Annotated in this window: 21 protein-coding genes and 2 tRNA genes; 9 read left to right on the forward strand and 14 right to left on the reverse strand. The window is 59.5% G+C overall.

Annotated elements, in window-relative coordinates:
* Positions 1–166: 166 nt before the first annotated feature.
* From V2I08_RS05165 to V2I08_RS05185, 5 genes are all read right to left on the reverse strand, one after another.
* Positions 167–243 (reverse strand) — tRNA-Arg (locus V2I08_RS05165).
* 36 nt (positions 244–279) lie between these two features.
* Positions 280–753 carry a DUF1178 family protein gene (locus tag V2I08_RS05170; RefSeq protein WP_349634133.1) on the reverse strand — a complete coding sequence of 158 codons (474 nt, stop codon included), beginning with the start codon at positions 751–753 and terminating at the stop codon, positions 280–282.
* Positions 750–1,580 carry a carbon-nitrogen hydrolase family protein gene (locus V2I08_RS05175; protein ID WP_349634134.1) on the reverse strand — a complete coding sequence of 277 codons (831 nt, stop codon included), beginning with the start codon at positions 1,578–1,580 and terminating at the stop codon, positions 750–752. The genes V2I08_RS05170 and V2I08_RS05175 overlap by 4 nt, the downstream gene beginning before the upstream one ends.
* A 6-nt stretch (positions 1,581–1,586) precedes the next feature.
* Entirely contained in the window at positions 1,587–1,844 is a 258-nt protein-coding gene (gene grxC / locus V2I08_RS05180; RefSeq protein ID WP_043149511.1) for a glutaredoxin 3, read from the reverse strand.
* Positions 1,845–1,894: 50 nt separating this feature from the next.
* Positions 1,895–2,644 carry a ComF family protein gene (locus V2I08_RS05185; RefSeq protein ID WP_349634165.1) on the reverse strand — a complete coding sequence of 250 codons (750 nt, stop codon included), beginning with the start codon at positions 2,642–2,644 and terminating at the stop codon, positions 1,895–1,897.
* 40 nt (positions 2,645–2,684) lie between these two features.
* Here V2I08_RS05185 and V2I08_RS05190 point away from each other — a divergent pair, with 40 nt between their 5' ends.
* From V2I08_RS05190 to V2I08_RS05215, 6 genes are all read left to right on the forward strand, one after another.
* Positions 2,685–3,533: a methyltransferase domain-containing protein gene (locus tag V2I08_RS05190; protein ID WP_349634135.1), complete on the forward strand. Its 849-nt coding sequence runs from the start codon at positions 2,685–2,687 to the stop codon at positions 3,531–3,533.
* 74 nt (positions 3,534–3,607) lie between these two features.
* The gene (locus V2I08_RS05195; RefSeq protein WP_349634136.1) at positions 3,608–4,306 is read left to right on the forward strand and encodes a hypothetical protein; all 699 of its coding nucleotides are present in this window, start codon (positions 3,608–3,610) and stop codon (positions 4,304–4,306) included.
* Between the two features lie 381 nt (positions 4,307–4,687).
* Positions 4,688–5,758: a dTDP-glucose 4,6-dehydratase gene (gene rfbB / locus V2I08_RS05200; protein WP_349634137.1), complete on the forward strand. Its 1,071-nt coding sequence runs from the start codon at positions 4,688–4,690 to the stop codon at positions 5,756–5,758.
* Positions 5,759–5,825: 67 nt separating this feature from the next.
* Positions 5,826–8,171: a glycosyltransferase gene (locus tag V2I08_RS05205; protein ID WP_349634138.1), complete on the forward strand. Its 2,346-nt coding sequence runs from the start codon at positions 5,826–5,828 to the stop codon at positions 8,169–8,171.
* 130 nt (positions 8,172–8,301) lie between these two features.
* Positions 8,302–8,375 (forward strand) — tRNA-Gln (locus tag V2I08_RS05210).
* Positions 8,376–8,441: 66 nt separating this feature from the next.
* Positions 8,442–8,597, forward strand: a complete 156-nt coding sequence (locus V2I08_RS05215) for a hypothetical protein (RefSeq protein ID WP_349634139.1) — start codon at positions 8,442–8,444, stop codon at positions 8,595–8,597.
* Positions 8,598–8,690: 93 nt separating this feature from the next.
* On the opposite strand, the gene V2I08_RS05220 is transcribed toward V2I08_RS05215, so the two are convergent.
* Positions 8,691–9,764, reverse strand: coding sequence for an IS5 family transposase (locus tag V2I08_RS05220; protein ID WP_349634140.1), 1,074 nt, complete (start codon positions 9,762–9,764; stop codon positions 8,691–8,693).
* 124 nt (positions 9,765–9,888) lie between these two features.
* On the opposite strand from V2I08_RS05220, the gene V2I08_RS05225 reads away from it, so the two are divergent.
* A protein-coding gene (locus tag V2I08_RS05225; protein WP_349634141.1) for an IS630 family transposase occupies positions 9,889–10,834 on the forward strand; the annotation gives its coding sequence in 2 pieces (ribosomal slippage) (positions 9,889–10,229 and positions 10,228–10,834; 948 coding nt in all).
* Between the two features lie 164 nt (positions 10,835–10,998).
* Here V2I08_RS05225 and V2I08_RS05230 read toward each other — a convergent pair.
* The 8 genes from V2I08_RS05230 to thiS form a co-directional block, all read right to left on the reverse strand.
* Positions 10,999–12,282: a capsular biosynthesis protein gene (locus V2I08_RS05230; RefSeq protein ID WP_349634142.1), complete on the reverse strand. Its 1,284-nt coding sequence runs from the start codon at positions 12,280–12,282 to the stop codon at positions 10,999–11,001.
* Positions 12,275–13,786, reverse strand: coding sequence for a beta-3-deoxy-D-manno-oct-2-ulosonic acid transferase (locus tag V2I08_RS05235; protein WP_349634166.1), 1,512 nt, complete (start codon positions 13,784–13,786; stop codon positions 12,275–12,277). Before V2I08_RS05235 ends, V2I08_RS05230 begins: the two co-directional genes overlap by 8 nt.
* Before the next feature lie 56 nt (positions 13,787–13,842).
* Positions 13,843–15,138 (reverse strand): glycosyltransferase family 1 protein, encoded by a 1,296-nt coding sequence (locus V2I08_RS05240; RefSeq protein WP_349634143.1) that lies wholly within the window; start codon positions 15,136–15,138, stop codon positions 13,843–13,845.
* 33 nt (positions 15,139–15,171) lie between these two features.
* Positions 15,172–15,612: an HIT family protein gene (locus V2I08_RS05245; protein ID WP_349634144.1), complete on the reverse strand. Its 441-nt coding sequence runs from the start codon at positions 15,610–15,612 to the stop codon at positions 15,172–15,174.
* 10 nt (positions 15,613–15,622) lie between these two features.
* Entirely contained in the window at positions 15,623–16,258 is a 636-nt protein-coding gene (locus V2I08_RS05250; RefSeq protein ID WP_349634145.1) for a CoA transferase subunit B, read from the reverse strand.
* A complete protein-coding gene (locus V2I08_RS05255) occupies positions 16,258–17,100 on the reverse strand; it encodes an HAD family acid phosphatase (RefSeq protein WP_349634146.1) in 843 nt (280 codons plus the stop codon). The genes V2I08_RS05250 and V2I08_RS05255 overlap by 1 nt, the downstream gene beginning before the upstream one ends.
* Positions 17,101–17,216: 116 nt before the next feature.
* Positions 17,217–17,927 (reverse strand): CoA transferase subunit A, encoded by a 711-nt coding sequence (locus V2I08_RS05260; RefSeq protein WP_349634147.1) that lies wholly within the window; start codon positions 17,925–17,927, stop codon positions 17,217–17,219.
* 82 nt (positions 17,928–18,009) lie between these two features.
* Positions 18,010–19,011, reverse strand: a complete 1,002-nt coding sequence (gene thiS / locus V2I08_RS05265; RefSeq protein WP_349634148.1) for a sulfur carrier protein ThiS — start codon at positions 19,009–19,011, stop codon at positions 18,010–18,012.
* A 123-nt stretch (positions 19,012–19,134) separates the two neighbouring features.
* On the opposite strand from thiS, the gene aroQ reads away from it, so the two are divergent.
* Entirely contained in the window at positions 19,135–19,575 is a 441-nt protein-coding gene (gene aroQ / locus V2I08_RS05270; protein WP_349634149.1) for a type II 3-dehydroquinate dehydratase, read from the forward strand.
* Between the two features lie 118 nt (positions 19,576–19,693).
* The gene (gene accB, locus V2I08_RS05275) at positions 19,694–20,176 is read left to right on the forward strand and encodes an acetyl-CoA carboxylase biotin carboxyl carrier protein (protein WP_349634150.1); all 483 of its coding nucleotides are present in this window, start codon (positions 19,694–19,696) and stop codon (positions 20,174–20,176) included.
* The last annotated feature ends 3 nt before the right edge of the window (positions 20,177–20,179 follow it).

The following is a 20,179-nucleotide window of genomic DNA, read 5'->3' on the forward strand; positions in this document are numbered from 1 at the left end:
CCGACCGATTGCGCCCGCCACCTGCCTCGGAGCATGGCCCACGATAGAAAGGCCGGATAGCCGCCCGCTATGACTTGAACGGCTCTGCCAGTCCCCACCCCGATCACTCGGCCGTTTAGGGAGTGCGTCTGCCGCCGCGCAAGACATGTTCGTTTGTCATGAAAGGTGGTGCACCCGACGGGATTCGAACCCATGGCCCTCAGATTAGGAATCTGATGCTCTATCCTGCTGAGCTACGGGTGCCCACCGCCATCGCTCTATTCTGCGCGGGCGGCATGGTCAATTCTTCGCTTCGGGCGGAATGACCGGGAAGGGCAGCGGCGCAACTTCCACCCCTTCGGCGATCAGCGCCTTGGCCTCTTGTGGCGCAACTTCGCCATGGATGCTCGCACGGTCCTGCTCGCCATAATGCATCGCGCGGGCCTGTTCGGCAAAGCCGCGCCCTACCCAGGTCGATCCCTCCAACGCTTTGCTCTGCGCCTGCGCTAGTGCATCGACCAGCGCCCGCATTTTGGCTTCGTCACCACCATTGGCTGCAACCGGGGTCGTGGTTTCAGGGCGTGGCGCGACGGCGCGGCTGTTGCTCTTTGCAGCTATGGCTGGAGCCATCACGGCCTTCATCACACGAGCATCGCCGCAAAGCGGACAAACGATCAGGCCCCGTGCCTGCTGATCGGCATAGTCATCACTCGAACCGAACCAGGCTTCGAACACATGGCCCTGCCCTTCACATTTCAGGTCGAATATGATCATGCCAGCCTCACCTGCGCCGGGATCGGGCGGCGGTTGGCAATCGCGGGTACACGCGCGCGTACAGCCTCGATCCGCGACAGGTCGAGATCTACGATCGCCAACCCCGCCGTCTCACCCATGTCGAGCAGCACGTCGCCCCATGGATCGACCACCAGACTATGACCATAGGTGGTCCGGCCATCCGCATGATCACCGACCTGCGCCGTCGCGATCATGAAACAGCCCGCCTCAATCGCGCGGGCGCGCAGCAACACATGCCAATGCGCCTGTCCTGTCGACACAGTAAAGGCCGCCGGTGCCAGCAAGATCGTCGCCCCATCATCGGTAAGCGCGCGGTACAGGTCTGGAAAACGCATGTCGTAACAAATAGAAAAGCCCAACCGGCCCCAGGGCGTATCGACCGCAACGGCTTGCTCGCCCGGCCCATAGACGGACGATTCGCGCCAGCTTTCCCCCGTAGCCAAATCGACGTCGAACAAATGGATCTTGTCATAGATGGCGCGGATGGCACCTGTATCGTCGATCAGGAAACTGCGATTGGCCCAACGCCCGTCCGCCCGCTCATCCTTGAGCGGTAACGAACCGATATGGACCCAAAGCCCTTCACGCGCCGCAGCCTCCCGCACCGCCGCGAGCACGACATCGTCGGCCTGGCACCGCAAGGCCGTCGCCGCCCGCGCCCGGTCGCGATCCAGATAGCCCGCCATTTCAGGCGTGAAGAGCATGTCGGCCCCTTCGCCCTTGGCGCGTGTCATCATCGCAACGATCGCAGCGGCATTGGCGGCGGGATCAATACCGCTGGTCATCTGAAACAGCGCGGCTCGCATTATATGTCAGAGACCCAACAGAGCGTCGAGTTTGCCCTGACGGTTAAGCGCCGCCATGTCGTCGCTCCCGCCGATATGCGCGCCGTCGATGAAGATTTGCGGCACGGTCATCCCGCCATTGCTGCGCGCCAGCATCTCCTCACGCTTGGGGCCACCCATGCTGATATCATATTCCTCGAACGTCACGCCCTTGTCGCGGAACAACGCCTTGGCGCGCGCGCAATAGCCGCAAAATGCCTTGGTATAGATTTCGACCTTCGCCATGTGCCTGTCATACTCCTTAGCGTCCGAAATTGGACGTGCGCCTCGCTTTGTCAATCCGCAGCGTCACGCGGCAAGGCTCGTGCCCAGCATAGCAGGCGCACATGGCTGGCCCCGCCACGATGCAGAACCTGCGCGCAAGCTCCTGCCGTGGCCCCGCTTGTATGAACATCATCAATCAACAACACCCGACGCCCCTTCACCCCATGCCCGTTCGCCAACGCAAAGGCACCGCGCACCGTCTTCGCCCGCGCTGCCGGGTTCATCCCCCGCAAGGGCTGGGTCCGACGGATGCGCAGCAATATATGTTTCTCTACCGGCAAGCCGGTCAGCCGGCCCAGATGATCGGCGATCAGCGCCGACTGGTTGAAGCCCCGTCCCCATAATCGCGAGCGATGCAGCGGCACCGGCACGATCACTGGCGGGTCATCGCCATGATCGGGCACATGGCGCAGCATCTGCCGCGCGATCAGCCGGGCCAAACCGATGCGCCGCCCATATTTGAGCCGCAAGGCGACAGTGCGCGCAACATCGCCATAAGCCATCACCGCCCGCGCACTGTCAAAGGGCGGCGGATCGGCAAGGCATTTTGCGCACTCTGCCCCCTGCCCCATGTCATATGCAAAGGGGAGACCGCAGCGCGCGCAACAGGGTTCGCCCAATAACTCCATCCCGCCCCAGCAATCGAGGCAGAAAGCAAAATCCTCCTGCACGATCGTGCCGCAAGCCGGACAGCGTGGCGGCAGTGCATAATCGACCAGAGGGCGGGCCATAGCCTTGAGAAGTGGCAAGACGGACATCATCTGCTTGTCCCCGCTTGCCGCCCAATGCACAAGGCCCGCCATGACTGCTCCCGACATCTTCGACCGATCCCGCCGTGCCCAGGGCCGCGACCGCATGATCGCCCGCTTTGCCGATCATGATTTTCTCTATCGCGCCATGTTGGACGAATTGCTCGATCGGCTGGCCGACGTGCAACGCGATCTGCCCGAAGCTCTGGTGATCGGCTGCCCGGATGGTAGCGCCAAGGCGGCGCTGGAAGCGATGGGCAAGCGCGTCGCCTGCGTCGATCCCGGCTTCCTCGCCGCGCAGGGTGCAGGCGGCGTGCAGGGCGACGAGGATGCCCTGCCCTTTGCCGATGACAGTTTCGACCTCATCATCGCCTGCGGCACGCTCGACAGCGTCAACGACCTGCCCGGCGCACTCATCCTGATGCGGCGCATCCTGCGGCCCGACGGATTGATGCTCGCTGCCTTCACCGGCGCGGGTAGTTTGCCCCGGCTCAAGGCCGCATTGCTGGCAGGCGAAGGCGACCGCCCTGGCCAACATATTCACCCACAGGTCGACGTGCGCGCGTCTGGCGATCTGCTCAGCCGCGCAGGCTTTGCCATGCCTGTAGCGGATGGCGAGACGATCAGCGTGCGTTATGGCGATGTGGTCCGCCTCATGCACGATCTGCGCGGGATGGGCGCGGGCAACAGGCTGACAGAGGGCGCGCCGATGCTGACGCGCGAAACGCTGATGCGCGCGGCTGCTCATTTCGCCGAGGCGGGAGACCCGGACGGGCGAACAGCGGAACAGATGGCCATCATTTATCTGTCCGGCTGGAAGCCTGACCCCAGCCAGGCACCGCCCGCCCGGCGCGGCAGCGCCACTGTCTCTCTCGCCGCTGCGCTCAAAGGCCCAAGCTGAATATGGCAGCAATCCAGCCTGTTTCCTGATTTTTACGGTCGACAGCCTGACCAATGCCCGGCATCAGGAGCGCGATGCAACCGCCAGAGACTGATCCGCCGAGCCCGCTCGACGCCGCTCACGATGAAATCGAAACAGCACCAGCCTCTTTTGACATAAGGGAGATGGAGAGCCGCCTGGTAAAGCTCGAACAGATGATGGCGGATAGCTTGGGCCGACTAGATCAGCTTCAGCATCTTGTTGAACTATCCTTCATGGAAGCCCATGCCCAACGGCGCGAGAACGTCACGCCAAGGGAAGGCAAAACCCGTTGGTCGGAAGCCGGATTTCCTATCATCCCGCGCAACATGCCCACATTTTTTGGCACGCTGCACAGCAATGACGCCGTCGACGTCGACGATATGCTGATCAGAGGGTGGTATGCGCGTGAGGACTGGGGCGTCTGGGGCAGAGAATCTGTTCAACAAGTCCGGTTTGCAATGGAAGATTATCGAGGCGGCTACGCTACCGTTCATCTCGCTTTGCAATGTTTCCTGCCTCCAGAAATAATCCAGCAAAATGTCGATATCCTCGCCAATGGTTATTTCCTTGGGAATTTCGACCTTCGTGGTGAGAAACAGATAGTCAGCCTGCGCTTGCCGCCCTCCTGCGTTGGGGACGGCAACATTTTGCTGCAGATTCAACATGAATCGCCGGTTTCGCCGGCCTCTGCAGGTGTCAGTTCCGACACGCGCATATTGGGCGTCGGACTTGTTTCACTGGACGCGGGCTGAGAGTTGTTAAGCGATCGAATATTATTGGTGCTGTGACCCACTATGGCACACCGCTCCACAAACTCCGGCCTGGCAAGATGGGATGGTAAAATCATTCCTGACATATCCCCGCATAGCGCGAATTGTCATCGTTATTCGCCCGGCTACTAACGGTTCACGTTGCAATGGCACGGAGTTCCGCCATCAAATCGCAATAAAATTTTATTTTCAATCGGACAGCGCATACACGGGTGCTGAAAAAGGCAGCGTTCTGATTGCAGTGCAGCACATTTTACGGCTACTAGCGAAGGGGGGCTGAGGAATCATAAAACTTGTGCGCTTTGAACAGGCACTTTCGACTTTTTCCTCAGCGCGGAATTATGAGGGAGCGAGACACGCGGCATGGCCAATCTGATTGTCACCGGAGGAGCGGGTTTTATCGGCGCGAATTTCGTTCGTCACTGGCGTAAGGTGTCGCCCGACGACGGCATCGTGGTACTTGATGCGCTGACCTATGCAGGTAACCCGGCCAATATTAGCGATGTGCCTGATGTTGAACTGGTCGTCGGCGATATTTGTGATACGGATCTTGTCTCCCGCCTGATGGCTGATCATGATATTGATACCATCGTCCATTTCGCGGCTGAAAGTCATGTCGATCGCTCCATAACGGGGCCCGACGCCTTTGTGACGACCAATGTCATCGGCACACACAGCCTGTTGAAGGCCGCCAAGACAGCCTGGATTGACCAGGGCACGGGCCGCCCGCATCGCTTTCACCATGTTTCGACCGATGAAGTTTACGGGACGCTGGAACTGGATGATCCAGCCTTCAGTGAAACGACCCCTTATGCACCTAATTCGCCCTATTCCGCGTCAAAGGCTGGCTCGGATCATTTGGTTCGGGCCTATCATCACACCTATGGGCTGGAAACGACGACCAGTAATTGTTCGAACAATTATGGCCCCTATCAATTCCCTGAAAAACTGATTCCGTTGTTTACCATCAATGCGTTGTCAGGCAAAAATCTGCCCATCTATGGCGATGGTATGAATATTCGCGATTGGCTGCATGTTGAAGATCATTGCATCGGTATCGAACTGATCCTGCGCAAGGGCCGGATCGGCGAAACCTACAATGTCGGCGGCGGCCAGGAATTGCCGAATATCGAGGTGATCCGCGAGATATGCCGCGGCGTCGATGCCGCTTTCGAGCGCAATCCGGGCCTAGCCACCATGTTCCCCGATGCCCCCGCCGCGCACGGTGGCTCCTCGATCGACCTCATGACCTATGTGCAGGATCGCAAGGGCCATGACCGTCGCTATGCCATTGATGAAACCAAGATTCGCAGTGAACTGGGCTACGCCCCGTCGCGCGATTTTCCGCAAGGTTTTGCGGACACTCTTAACTGGTTCCTGGACAATCAGGACTGGTGGCGCCCCCTCATGAACCGAGCTGCGTTAGGCAGTTGACAGAGAGCTTGAATTTCTTTCCGATCGCTCTTCCGGGGCGAAATGAGCCAATTGCCAAGGATTATTGATGAAACTTAACCTCATCATCCCCGTTTATCGTAATATCGAACTGGTAAAAACATGCCTCGAATCGATAAGTGCAAATCTGGAAGAAATTCGAGCCTATAGTCCCAAGATTATAGTAATCAACGATTCCCCGGATGATCAGATCGTCAATCAATATCTGTCCGACCGGCATGCCGCAGGCCTGATCGACCTTTATGTTCGCAATGAATCCAATCTCGGTTTCGTTCAAAGCGTTAATAAAGGCCTGGCGATCAGCCGAAGAAACGGTGCAGGCGCTCTGCTGATCAACAGCGATACCATCACCTACAAAAATACATTGGCCGAATGTGTCGCGGTCATGTTGTCTGATCCGCAAATCGGGTTCGTCTGCCCACGATCGAACAATGCCGCCATCGCGACATTTCCGCAGGCTCCCAATAATCTATCGGGTATCGCCACTACGCCGGAAATTTGTCACATCAGCTGGGAATCCGTCTATCGATATTTGCCCCGCTATACGTTTTCTCCAACCGCCGTTGGCTTCTACATGCTCATTTCGCCCCAGGTCATAGCCAATTTCGGCTATCTGGATGAAGAATTTGGGACCGGGTATGAAGAAGAAAATGATCTGGTAATGCGCGCCGGCAAGGTGGGTTATCGGGCAGCATTGGCTAACCACGCCTATGCCTATCACGCGGGATCTGCATCTTTCATGCTCCATGAAATGGACCTGAAAGGGCAACAGCAAACTAATCTACAAAAGATGATGAACCGTCATCCCGAATTTCTGCCTCTTGTTCAAGAATTTGAACGTTCGCCAGAATATCGGGCCATGACCCAGATTAAGAATCTTGTACCTACTGTTGAAGGCAAACTTAAAATTGCGCTTAATCTATTAACCATGGGCCGCCATCACAATGGCACCAATGAACTGATCAATAATTTTCTACGTTGGTGTGATGCCCGTGAATTTGAAGAATTTGAAATTCATGCCATCTGTGATAAGTCTGTTGCTGAATTTCACGGTATTGACAAGCTTGAGCATGTCAAACTCCGGACAGAAATATCGCCGACCTACGCCATCGCCATTTTCTTTGGTCAGCCCTTTGACTTGCATCATATCAACGTGATGGAGCATCTGGCTCCTGTGAATATCTATGGTATGTTGGACGTAATTGCACTTGATTGCAGTCATTTGCGCTACAATAGCAATGTAGAAAAAATGTGGTCTCACGTTGCCCGCAATGCTAGCGGACTGTTCTTTATCAGCCAGTTTTCGGAAGATACATTCAACCACCGATTCCGGCGGAAAGATCGCTCGGCAAAATTTACGCGCCTACTGCCAACCAACCCGCGATCCTATGTCGCCCGTTATGACGGCGTGACATCAGGGCGAGAGCATGTGCTGGTGATGGGCAACCATTTTGCGCACAAAGCAGCAGGAATTACTGGCGAAATAATCGCTAATGCTATTCCTAGCATCTCGGTTATCGTCATGGGTAAGGGAAACCAAAATGCTCCTCGTAATATGCGGGAGCTTCATGCTGGCGTTGTTCCTGACCAGGAAATGAATGAAATATTTTCATGCAGTAGTGTGGTGATTCTTCCATCTTATTATGAAGGGTTTGGCCTTTCGCTTATGCACGCCTTGGCACTGGGCAAACCCGTCGTCGCCCGTGACATTCCTGCAACCCGCGAGATTCTTGCGACCTTTACATCAGTTGAAGGCGTGTATCTTTATTTGAGTGACAGCGAGCTACCCGAACTGGTCCGTAAAGCCATAGCCTTCGGTTATTCGTCGATCATTGAGCACACCTCCAGCAGTTGGGATGACTGGTCTCGAGGTCTGTTCGAATTCGCTACTGGCCTGACGTCTCATGCGGATCTGTATGATCGACTGATGGACCGGATTGAGGATGGTGATATATTGCGCTTCCGCCATTCGGTGGAAAGTGCAACATCGCAATCTTCCGGTTTGACTGGATTTCCTGCATCGAACGACATGGAGGCGATCGCGGCGCAGACCAATGTACGCGATGCGACAGGCAATATCTTAAATGGCAGCAGCAAGCACGCCGGAGCACCGATCTCGTCTAACGTGACAGTCGATGTTGCAGCAATTCTCGCTCTTGAAAATGAAGCGTTTATTGAGACATTTTATCAGCATGCTCTTGGCCGCCGCGCAGACCCGGCAGGTCTCACGCACCATCTGGCGCTGCTAGGCAGCGGCGTATCGAAAGCCGACATGCTCCGCTCGATCCTGGAATCCCCAGAATTTAAAGAGCGGCGGGCGAATATTACAGTGATCGGCGGCGAACTGTTGAAGCGCAAGCGCAAGCGTCGTCGATTGCTACCCGCCCGTCATTGATAGGATCACCGCAACGCCACGGCTCCAACTCCCGCCAAAAAGTCACCTTTGACCATCTACGGGCTCTTGACCGAATGAAAAACCCCGCCTATTTGCGGCATCCCAAGCGGGGCTGAGCCCGGCTTTTTGATGCCCGATCGTCTAAAGGTAAGACAACGGACTCTGACTCCGTCAATCAAGGTTCGAATCCTTGTCGGGCATCCAAGATTTCGGTATTAGGTAGCAAGTGCCCCATCGCCCTCGCCGAGGCCCGTCCGGTATCTCTTCGGCATGGGCATGACCAATCTACAGCACTCCCTCGGAAAGAAGTTTTCGGCGCTGACCGGCGAGCTTGCGGAGGTGCGCGCCAATATTGAGCGCATCCAGCGAGCGCAAAGCAAGCAGGGCACCCGCAAAAACCGTCACTTTGACGCGCCATTGTTCTGATGGCGGCGAGACCGAGGCGCGGGGAGCTTTGACTGGCGGTTTTCGGTCAACGGTTGGTGCGTTTGATACCCTTCTCTGGATTTCCGGGCGGACTCATGCTGTCGCTGCGCGTCGTTCATGGGAAATCAGGCGGTCGAAGTTATAGGCCAGATTAGCCAGTGTGAGTTTCGCCTCGGCCCGCTTGATGTCGATGGTGCGGATAAATAGCCCGAACCGGCTTTTCTGGTGTGCAAACACATGCTCGATCCTTGCACGGATCGCAGATTTTATAGCATTGGCGCGAGCGGTGGCCTTGGGCATCTGCTTGCCTTTGGGTTTTCGCCGGTGAATGCGACTGGTCAGCATATGATCGGCCAGCCATGCCTCGTTCGCCTTGGAGCGGTATGCAGTGTCGGCCCAGACCTCGCTGCTGCTGTTTTCCGCGATCACATGGCGTAACATGCGCCCATCGGCGTGGGCCGCCGATGTGACCTCGCCTGCGCGAATGAACCCGTACCGGCGGTCGATGCTGATATGGCTTTTATATCCGAACACCGGCAAGGCAATCATCGGTAGCGGCTTGCCATCCTTGTAGCGCACCTTCCCGCCGATCTTGAGCGTCCAGCGCGCATCGGTGTCCTTCTGTGCCGCCTTGGCCGGGGCATCGGGCCAGATATCCTGCGCCGACTTTCCATCCTTGATGGCTTGCCGCTCGTCATCGGTGTTGCGCTGCTTGGGCGCTGGCACCAGGCTGGCACCGATGATCTGGCCCGACATGGGGATGTAGCCCTTCTTGTGCAGTTGCCAGTCGAAGGCCTTCATCACTTGGCTGAGCGTCCCGGTCTCCGTCATCCGGTTGCGGAAATGACGGATGGTGTTCTCGTCGGGGGTGCGGTCACCCAGCGCAAAACCCAGAAACCGCATCCAACTCAGCCGGTCCCGGATCATATACTCCATTCGGGCATCGGACAGATTATGCTGGGCCTGCAAAATCAGGATCTTGAACATCGCAACAGGGTCAAACGGCGGACGGCCGCCCTTGCTGCCATCGCCATAACCCAGCCCATCGACCAGCCAGACCCGAAAATACTCAAAGTCCACGGTCCGTTCCAGAACCTCCAGCGGATCGCCATGGCGGCTCAGCATCTCAAGATGCTCGTTCAGGCTGAAAAGAGACTTGGGGTCCATGGCAGATCGCCTCCAATGGCTACCCGCTCAATGAATCATCAATGCAGCAAATCCGCCAGAGTTTTTGCGGGTGTCCAGGTGATTTCTGATTCAGAATCTGTGCTGGTGAAGGAGGCCGGCATGGATGGGTCAACCTTTATCGATGGATTTGCGTGTCCGGCTTCTGGCGGCGATTGATGACGGTATGAGTTGCCGTGCGGCTGCGGCCCGATTTGGCGTGGCGCCATCGACGGCGATCCGCTGGCAGGCGCAACGGCGTGAGACCGGCACCTTTGCTCCCAAGACTCAGGGCGGTGACATGCGGTCACGCCGGATCGAGGCGCGGCGGGAGGACATTCTGGCCCTTTGGGAAGCGCGAAAGGACATCTCGCTTGAAGAGTTGCGCCTGGCGCTGATCAAGGTCGGCCTGAACGTCTCTGTGGCCGGGCTTCACCGCTTCTTTGTCCGTCATGGCATGACGCGCAAAAAAGACTGGCCATGCGATCGAGCAGGACCGCCCCGACGTCCTGAGCCAACGGCATGACTGGTTCGATGGCCAGCCCGACCTTGATCCCGAGCGACTCGTGTTCATCGACGAGACCTGGACTGCGACCAACATGACCCGCAGCCATGGCCGTTGCGCCAAGGGTGAACGCCTGCGGATGGGCTTCCCGCATGGCCACCGGAAGACCACCACGCTGGTCGCAGGGTTGCGCATGACCGGAATGGTCGCCCCCATGGTGCTGGACGGCCCGATCAACGGCGACGGGTTCGAAGCCTATGTCACCCAAGTCCTCGTGCCCGAACTGCGGCCCGGTGACGTTGTCATCATGGACAATCTGTCGAGCCACAAGCGCGCCTCGGTGTGCGAAAAGATCGAAGCGGTCGGTGCAACGCTGCGCTTCCTCCCGCCCTATAGTCCCGACTTCAATCCAATCGAAAAGGCCTTCTCTCGCCTCAAGGCCATGCTCAGAAAGATCGGCGAGCGAACCGTGAACGGCCTTTGGAACCTGATCGGCAGGCTCGTCGATATCTTCCAGCCAGACGAATGCGCCAACTACTTCAGGTCCTGCGGATATGATCCAGCATGATCGAAAAGCGCTAATACCGCATTTTCACCTGCGCCCGCTCGCTTACTGGGCAGTGAGCAGCACGCAAAATTCCTGTAATCGCCCGCAACAGCCCCGGCAGAATCCTGAACTTTTCGCAAGACACCGATTGAATCAGAAAAGAGCCCGCGCAGGGTTCACCGGCGTCAGGCTGCGTCGCCGCGCACAATCTTTATCTGGCGCTGACGGCGACGGGTCGGACGGGGAAGAGTGAGGACTTCAGACGGGTCCTTCTCCAACCGTTCGACCGCATTGGCTACGAGCAATTCAAGCCCTTCCTCGCTCAGCAAGCCACCACGGATCAGGCAGCGATCGACCAAAACACGGCGGAAGGCCGAATATAATGTCAGATCGGGCTGCTGCGGCGCGGCCCAGAAATCATCCAGACTGTTGTGGTGGACAACACCTGGCACCTTGTAAACTGCATGGCCCAGCACGACGACCGGCTTGCCGCTGTTAAGCGCGAGCGTACCGACCGTACTGTTAACGGTCACGACGCCCAGAGACTTGCTCACAACCTCAGCAATATCCCAATCGGGTAAATAGAATACCCGATCTGCTACCCCGTAATGCGCGGCGATCCGATGGGTCAACCGCCGCCAAGCAACGAGTCCGGGATCGAGCGGATGACGTTTTACCAGAAGAGAAACGCCCTCCGGCGCATATTGCGCAAAGCTCTTGATGACGAAGCGCAAGGCCGCGCGCATATTGCCGAAGGGGGAATGGACCCGGATTTGATAATCTGAATTAAGCTGGAGCGGGAGCGTGAAATAAGGTTTGTCCTTGACCGACTCCCAAACCGCCAGAGACCGATGCGTTTCGCTTTGCCGCGTCAGAAGTTTGTAGCACCAGGCCACGGATTCAAGCAAAAAGCTGTGCGGACGATGTGTCTGATAATAAGGAAAATATGGCCGCATCAGCGCCGATGCCAAGCCATTGCGCATGGTATTGCGCGCGCGCGCCTGGAACGTCGACGGCACTGGCGGCAGATCGTCCGGATGAGGAGGCAGCCGCCCGGCCTCCGCCAGATACCATTGCGGATCGAGCGGTAAGGTCGAGTTGCCGTTCACCCCGTCATCCTGCAACGTCAGGAAATCAGGCCGGATATAGCCTTCTTCCATGACATGCACACGCAAGCCCCGCAGCCGGGCCATTCCATGGGCCGATGCATGATAGGGGCGGCAATCGCCATAGAGAATAAGGTCGGTGACACCATGATTGACGACGAAATCGTCGAAAAACAAAGGCCAGTTGCGGAATGTTCCGCGATAGTCCGCCGCTTCTCCCGGCCAATCGATCTTGTCGCCGCCGTTGATGTTGATCCGCAGAGCATGATGGCCGCGTGCCCGCAGGGCGTCCGCCAGCATTGCGAAATAGGGGCCATGCGGCCCTTGCAGAAACAGGAAGGTCTTGGTTGGCACGTCAGCCATGAAGATATTCAGCCGTCAAAGTCATAAAACGTCGCAACTTCCCCTGCATTGACCGCAACCGGACAAGCCATGTCGTCGATGGCACTGCGCCATTTGCCAAACGATCCGTCATCACTTCGGGTCCGCACGGCAACCGTGTTAGCGGATCCAGATAACGTGGATAGAGAATGAGGGCGGCGGCGACAAGTTCGTCCAGCAACAACTGCCGTCCCCGACGCGCAACTGGTGGCGCGAGATCGCGCGTGAGGCCCCAGCCCGCGTAGAAGGGCATGCCATGGACCGTGACTCTGCACCCCCGCATCAAAGCCTCAAAACCCGTCAGCGACGAAAGCACATGCAATTCATCAACCGCCTGAACCAAGGCCATGAGCGGCGAACCGCTGTCGATGGCGTCGGCGTAGTTCAGCACCGCAGCATCGGCCAAATGCCCCTTGCGATGGCCCGCCTGCACATCGGGATGGGGGCGATAGATGATCCAGGCATCCGGCTCGGCGCGCCGCACCCGCGCCAGAAAGTCCAGATTACCCGTAATGCCACCCCCGCCAAGTTGGACAGAAAGGTCGTCATCGACCTGTCCAATGGCCAGCACCGTCCGTCGACCGGCAGGCAGGTCCACTAGCGTCCCCCCACTCTGTCCATATTTGGTCACACCGCTGGCACAGATGCGCGCGCGCAGACGAGCGGCGCGCTCAACCAGAGCCGGAGAGAAATCATGCGTCGCCAGCAATGTTTCCAGGTCATTGGCCGCCAGCGCGTTGTAATAAATACCGCTACGGTCCACGACGATCGACCCCGGCGGGTGCAATGCCGCCCCCAGCCCGCGTGAACGCAAAAAACCATCTTCCACCCGCACCAGGGCAACGCCCTGCACCTGCGCTTCCCCCAACAGGGTCGAGGGCACCCGCGATGGCCAGATGGCCAGCGCACCCTGCCCATAGCGGGCACGGCGCAAACCGCGCCGGGCAGAGAGGAAAGGCGGTGCGCGCCGTCCGTCCCAGAGGAACTGACGGATGGCTTCACGCTTCCAGAATGCCATGCCGCTGGCGGCCGCGATCCCCCTATTGCCATCCAGATGCCGTCGCCAATCCGCGAGCTGCGCGATGGCCTGTATCGCATCGGTCGGCGCGCCATTGAAACAATCGCGATACCGGGCGGCGGCAATCCGGCGCTTGAGCGCCACGCGGAGCAGCGCCGGGTCAATCCGCGCGCCATCCGGGCCAATTACCGGCACATCCAACAGGAAGGCGACCAAGGCCAGTTCATCGTCAACGCCCGCTTTTACGCTCTCTGCTTGGGCCGCCACTGTCCATGGATCATCAGCCCCGGCCCAAAAGGCTCCCCCGACGCGCGCATCGCGAATCTGGTCAAGCAGCGCGTCGGCAACATCTTTGCCAGGCTCAATTGTCGCCTCGCTGATCGCAGCGACCGACGGCGCAACCCCTGGAAAGGGCGGCGACCGCAAAAATGGCAGCGGACCGGGGGGCCGAGCCGAAGCGGCATCCATCATGTCGGATTGCGATAGCGTCACCAATTCACCCATGGGCGGCGGCATGGTCCAGGTCAATAAACAGACTCTGTTACTTCTTCCAGCAGCCCCGTTATCACGTCAAAATAGTCGCGCCAGGTCGGTGCCCGCCATTCGGCGATACGTGCATGCTGCGCGGCGCGTTCAGGGGAATTTTCAGCAACATAGGCGCGGATCATGTGCATCCAGCCCAATCCATCGAGCGGATCGATATAATCGGGCGCATCGCCGCCGACTTCGCGATGGGCAACGATATCGCTGCAAATCACCGGCACGCCCGCGGCCAGCGCTTCTACCACCGGCATGCCGAAGCCTTCGATGAACGACGGCATCAGCATCGCGCGCGCATGTGTCAGCAGCGCCTGCATCCGATTGTCGGAAACCTCGCCCGCTTCGATCACATGGCCACGCAGCACTTCGCCCCGTTCCAGCATGTCGATGACATTCTCATTTTCCCAGCCGCGCCGCCCGATCAGGACCAGCATGGGGGTCTCGTCACCCAAAGTCTCAATCAGTCGCCGCCAGATGTTGAGCAATAGAAGATGATTTTTACGCGGCTCGATGGTGGAGATGTAAACAAAATAGGGCCGGTCGGGCACATCCTCTTTCGGTGCCCCGAAAATATCCGGCGCATCGGCGCCGAAATGGGCGACGCGGATCGCCCGTCCAGCCAGGCCACGCTGCAAATGCGGGGCCAGCGCGTCGATCGTCGCCTGACTGTTACCGATGATCCCATGCGCAAAGGCATCGATCGACTGCACCCGCCGCAGATGCTCCTTCGCGCCCTGCGGCCGGGCGAACTCAGGGTGGCTGAGCGGTATCACGTCATGCACCAGGGTCACGAATTTCGCGCCTTCGGCCCGCAGGATCGCACCAACCTGCGCCGGGTCATCCAGATGATGCGGCGACACCTGCAAATAGATGCGTGGCCGGGTCGCGCGTGGTACGGGGCGCGGGCGCGTGGCAAACATATGACGGATCGCCGCCGCCTTGCCTTCCCCCGCATCATATTGGCCGGGGTTTCGCCATTTGGCCGCCGTCGACGCCAGAAACTGGCGGACGGCGGCACTGTTCAGTCGCCCATAATAGCCGCCTGCGGGGTGGACGGCGGCGAAGGATAGCCGATCGGGCATCCGCTCCAGCAATTCACGCGCATAGACATATTCGACCCGGTCGATGCCCGTAGGCGCAGGGTGAAAGGAGCGTGAGAGCAGTCGCGACAGATCAAGGATGATCTCGCTATCGCCCGCCCCGCCCGCAAGGCTGGGGCTGGCGCGCTTCGTCCGTAACGCGAGCCGCGCGCCGGGGGCATTGAAGGGCCGCAGCACCATCTCAGCGCGCGTCGATGATCGGAAACAGGCTCATCAAAGCTGCGCGCGAATCTCGTCGGCAAGCGCAGCGAGGGCGTCGGCATCAGCGACCTGACCTTGGCCATGGGCAGCAAAGCCGACGGCCTGCCCTTCCCAGCGCGGCACGATATGGACATGTAGGTGGAACACTGTCTGCCCCGCCGGTGCGCCGTTAAACTGGGCGACATGCAATCCGTCGGGATTGAGCGCCTTGCGGATGGCGATCGCCACCTTCTGCACTACTGCCATCACCTGCGCCAGGGCATCGGGCTCCATCTCCAATATGTTGCGCGCCTTGGACCATTTGGAAATGACCAAAGCATGCCCCTTCGACTGCGGCTGTATGTCCAGAAAGGCGAGCGTGTCGTCATCCTCATACAGTTTGGTCGCCGGGATTTTCCCCGCGATGATCAGGGCGAATGGATTGCCCGCATCATAGGTGCCATCAAGGCTCATCAGCCGTCCCTTACTGCACAAAATGCGCGGTGGTCTTGGTAGCGATATCCTCGACCGTGACACCGGGTGCCAGTTCGACAAGCTTAAAGGGACTATCATGGTCAGGCCGCTGGAAGACACACAGGTCGGTGATGATCATATCCACGACATTGCGCCCGGTCAGCGGCAGGGTGCATGCGGGAATGAATTTGGGATCGCCGTTCTTGGACGTATGTTCCATCACCACGATGATCTTCTTGACACCAGCGACCAGATCCATGGCGCCGCCCATGCCCTTGATCATCTTGCCGGGGATCATCCAGTTGGCGATGTCGCCATTTTCCGCGACCTCCATCGCACCCAGCACGGTCAGATCGATATGCCCGCCCCGGATCATCGCGAAACTGTCTGACGAACTGAAATAGGCGGTCTGCGGCAATTCGCTGATCGTCTGCTTGCCCGCGTTGATGAGGTCGGCATCCTCCTCGCCCTCGAACGGGAACGGGCCAATGCCCAGCATCCCGTTTTCGGACTGGAGCGTCACTTCGACGCCATCGGGAATATGGTTGGCGACCAGCGTGGGGATGCCGATGCCAAGGTTTACATAGAAGCCATCCTGCAATTCCTTCGCAGCGCGGGCGGCCATTTCATCACGAGTCCAAGGCATTATCGCTTCTCCCCATCGGCAGGCAAAGCCCACCTTTTGTCCATTGGAAACACATCGTCAAACCCGCCTTTGAGGCCGCTGCCATAGACCGGATTAGGCAGCACGAACCACCCCTTGCCCCATAAGGCGGCCATGGCAGAAGCCTGTGTCGCGGCCCGTCGCGCCTGCACAGACTGGCCTGCATTGAACAGGTCTGAAAAATCACCGAGCTGGTCACCACCCATGGCGATGACGCAATAGCGCCCGGCAATCACGGCACGCCGACCATCCTTGCCCGACCCCAGCGTGTCATCGCCTTTCAGGAACAATGTCTGGCCATGCACCGCCTCGCCCAGGCCCGCCGCGCGGATCGCCTGCGCGGTCGCCGCTGCGTTGGCGGCAGAACGATTGGTGTTGAAGACCACGGTTATGCCCTCTTCCCGCAGGTGCGCCAGCGCCGCGACAGCACCCGGCACCGGGCTGACCGCGGCTGCGCCGGTGCGCTCCCACGCATCCCACGCCGCTTCGTCATAGCCTTTGCCCGACCGCGCATCATGATATTCATAGCCGATGTTAAGCAGCACGGTTTCATCGACATCGAACACGGCGGCAAAAGGCTTGTTCCCGCACGGAACGAAGCGCGGCTGGTCGAGTGACGCACCCGATGCCAGCACGACGGACTGCGTCGGTCGTGCCTTGGCCATCGCGGTGGCATGGGACGCGAGCATGGCGAATGCCTGCACCGACAGGGCCGCCGCCTCGCCCGCCCCGTAGAGATATTGCATCCCGGCGGGCGGATTGGCAGGCGGCGGGGCGATCGGCCGCGTGGTCGGCGCGCAGGCGGCGAGCAATGCTAACGTCATGCACAAGCTAAAGCCCCTCCCCTTTACGGGAGGGGTTGGGGTGGGGGCCATCGAAGGCACGGGCTGCCCGCCCCCACCCCCGGCCCCTCCCCTGAAGGGGAGGGGGGCAAAAAAGCTCACGCCGCTTCCCGCTGCCTTACGGTGCGAAACTCGATCTTCTTGTCATAGGGCGCGCCGACGATCATGCGTTTCACATAAATGCCGGGCAAATGGATCGTATCGGGATCGAGCGAGCCGACCGGCACCACTTCCTCGACCTCGGCGATGCAGATCTTTGCGGCGGTCGCCATCGGCTGGTTGAAATTGCGCGCGGTTTTGCGGAAAATCAGGTTGCCGCTCTCGTCGGCCTTCCAGCCCTTGATGATCGCGACATCAGCGAAGATGCCGCGCTCCAGGATATAATCCTGCCCGTCGAAATTCTTGACTTCCTTGCCCTCGGCAACGGCCGTCCCTACGCCCGTCTTGGTGTAGAAGCCCGGAATGCCCGCGCCACCGGCCCGGCAACGCTCGGCCAGCGTGCCTTGCGGGCAGAATTCGACTTCCAGTTCGCCTGCCAGATATTGCCGCTCGAATTCCTTGTTTTCCCCCACATAGGAAGAGATCATCTTCTTGACCTGCCGGGTGCGCAACAGCTTGCCCAGCCCTTCGCCGTCGATCCCGGCATTGTTGGACGCGATGGTCAAATCCTTGACGCCCGAATCGCGGATCGCGTCGATCAGCCGTTCGGGAATGCCGCACAGGCCAAATCCGCCCGCACAGAGATGCATCCCGTCGAAGAGGAGGCCTTCCAGAGCCGATGCCGCATCAGGGTAGAGCTTGTTCACCATCGCTTATTCTCCTCCTCAACTTGATCCTGCCCATAGGGGACAAGCGGGCCGCCGGTCAATTTACTGCGATCGCGAAAGCGCGTCAGATCAATCCTGCCAGAGGGCTGGACGGGTCGGCATACATCCGCTTGCCCATGCGCCCCGCGCGATAGGCCATGCGCCCCGCCTCGACGCCCGCCTTCATCGCCGCCGCCATCAGCACCGGGTCTTTCGCCTCGGCGATTGCGGTGTTCATCAACACGCCGGTACAACCCAGTTCCATCGCCTGCGCCGCTTCCGACGCCGTGCCAACACCGGCATCGACCAATACCGGCAGCTTGGTGCCCTCCACAATCAGCCGGATCGTCACCCGGTTCTGGATACCCAGCCCCGACCCGATCGGCGCGCCCAGCGGCATGATCGCCACTGCGCCGACGTCCTCCAGCCGCTTGGCCGCGATCGGATCATCGACGCAATAGACCATCGGCTTGAAGCCTTCCTTGGCCAATATCTCGGTCGCGCGCAGCGTTTCGACCATGTCGGGATAGAGCGTCCGCGCCTCGCCCAGCACTTCGAGCTTCACCAATTCCCAACCGCCCGCTTCCCGCGCCAGGCGCAGCGTACGGATGGCATCTTCACCCGTGAAACAGCCCGCCGTATTAGGGAGGTAGGTGATGACCTTGGGGTCGATATAGTCGGTCAGCATCGGTGCCTTGGGGTCCGACACATTGACGCGGCGAACGGCCACGGTGACGATCTCCGCCCCCGACGCCACGACCGCCGCCGCATTCTGCTCGAAACTCTTATATTTGCCCGTGCCGACGATCAGCCGCGAGCGGAATGTCTTGCCCGCCACGCTCCAGCTATCGTCGCTCGCTGGAGCCATGTCGCCACCACCGACAAAATGCACGATTTCCAATTCATCGCCATCCTCGACCATCACGTCCTGCAAGGTCGAGCGCGGCACGACCGCCAGATTGCGCTCCACCGCCACCTTTTCCGGCACGAAGCCCAGTTCGCTCGCCAGCGCCGCCAGCGTCAGCCCTTCGCGCACCCGCCGATGCTCGCCATTGATGTGGATGGATATGGTGCCGTCGACGCTCACGATATGCGGTCCCGTTCTTGCAAAAAGGAAACGTGCCTCGACTTGGCGCGGCACGAAAGGCTAAGGATTGAGCCGCATATAGGGGCGGCATCGCCCCAGCCGCAACATGCAAGGGGGATCGCCATGGCGGATAGTCGCAAAATCTATGTTCTCAACGGCCCCAATCTCAATCTGCTGGGCACGCGCGAGCCGGAAATCTATGGCTATGACACGCTCGACGATATCGCCGAACGAATGGAGGATGCCGCAACCCGCGCCCATGTCGTTCTCGATTTTCGTCAGTCCAATCATGAAGGCTATCTGATCGACTGGTTGCAGGAAGCCCATGGCGAGGGCGCGCATGCCGTCATTATCAATCCGGGCGGCCTGACCCACACCTCGGTCGCCCTGCACGACGCGATCAAGGCGATCAGCGTGCCGGTGATCGAAATTCACCTGTCCAACCCCCATGCCCGCGAACCTTTCCGCCATAAAAGCTATGTGGGCATGGCGGCGAAGGGGACGATCGCGGGCTTTGGGCCCCTCTCCTATATGCTCGCGCTCGAAGCGGCGCTGGAGCTATAGCATCGGCGCATACAGCGTTGCGCTCGATCGGCCGGACGTTACAAAGTTGCGCTTTGCCGCAAACCGGCATAGGCGCTGGCCGCTAGAGATACGTTAGAATGGCAAACAAGGGTCAACCATGAACGACAAGCAAGACAAGGGCGCGATGCAGGTGGACGTTACCCTGGTGCGCGAACTGGCCGCGCTGCTGGACGACACCAACCTGACCGAAATCGAGGTCGAAGACGGCGATCGCAAGATCCGCGTCGCGCGCAAGGCCGGGGCCATGGCCCCCGTCTATGCCGCGCCACCCGCCGCGCCCGTCGCAGCAGCCGCCCCCCCCGTGGCCGCGCCTGCCGCCGCCCCAGCCGAACCCGCCATGCCCGCCGGAACGCTGGTCCGCTCGCCGATCGTCGGCACCGCCTATCTGTCGGCCGAACCGGGCGCGGCGCCCTTCGCCCGCATCGGATCGCAGGTTGCTGCGGGTGAAACCGTACTGATCGTCGAAGCCATGAAGGTCATGAACGCGATTTCCGCCCCGGTATCGGGCACGGTCAAGGCGGTATTCGTCGACAATGGCCAGCCGGTCGAGTTCGACCAGCCGCTCATCGTGATCGAATAAGGC

The sequence above is a fragment of the Sphingobium sp. MK2 genome (assembly GCF_040170545.1).
In the GTDB taxonomy this organism is placed as follows: Bacteria; Pseudomonadota; Alphaproteobacteria; order Sphingomonadales; family Sphingomonadaceae; genus Sphingobium.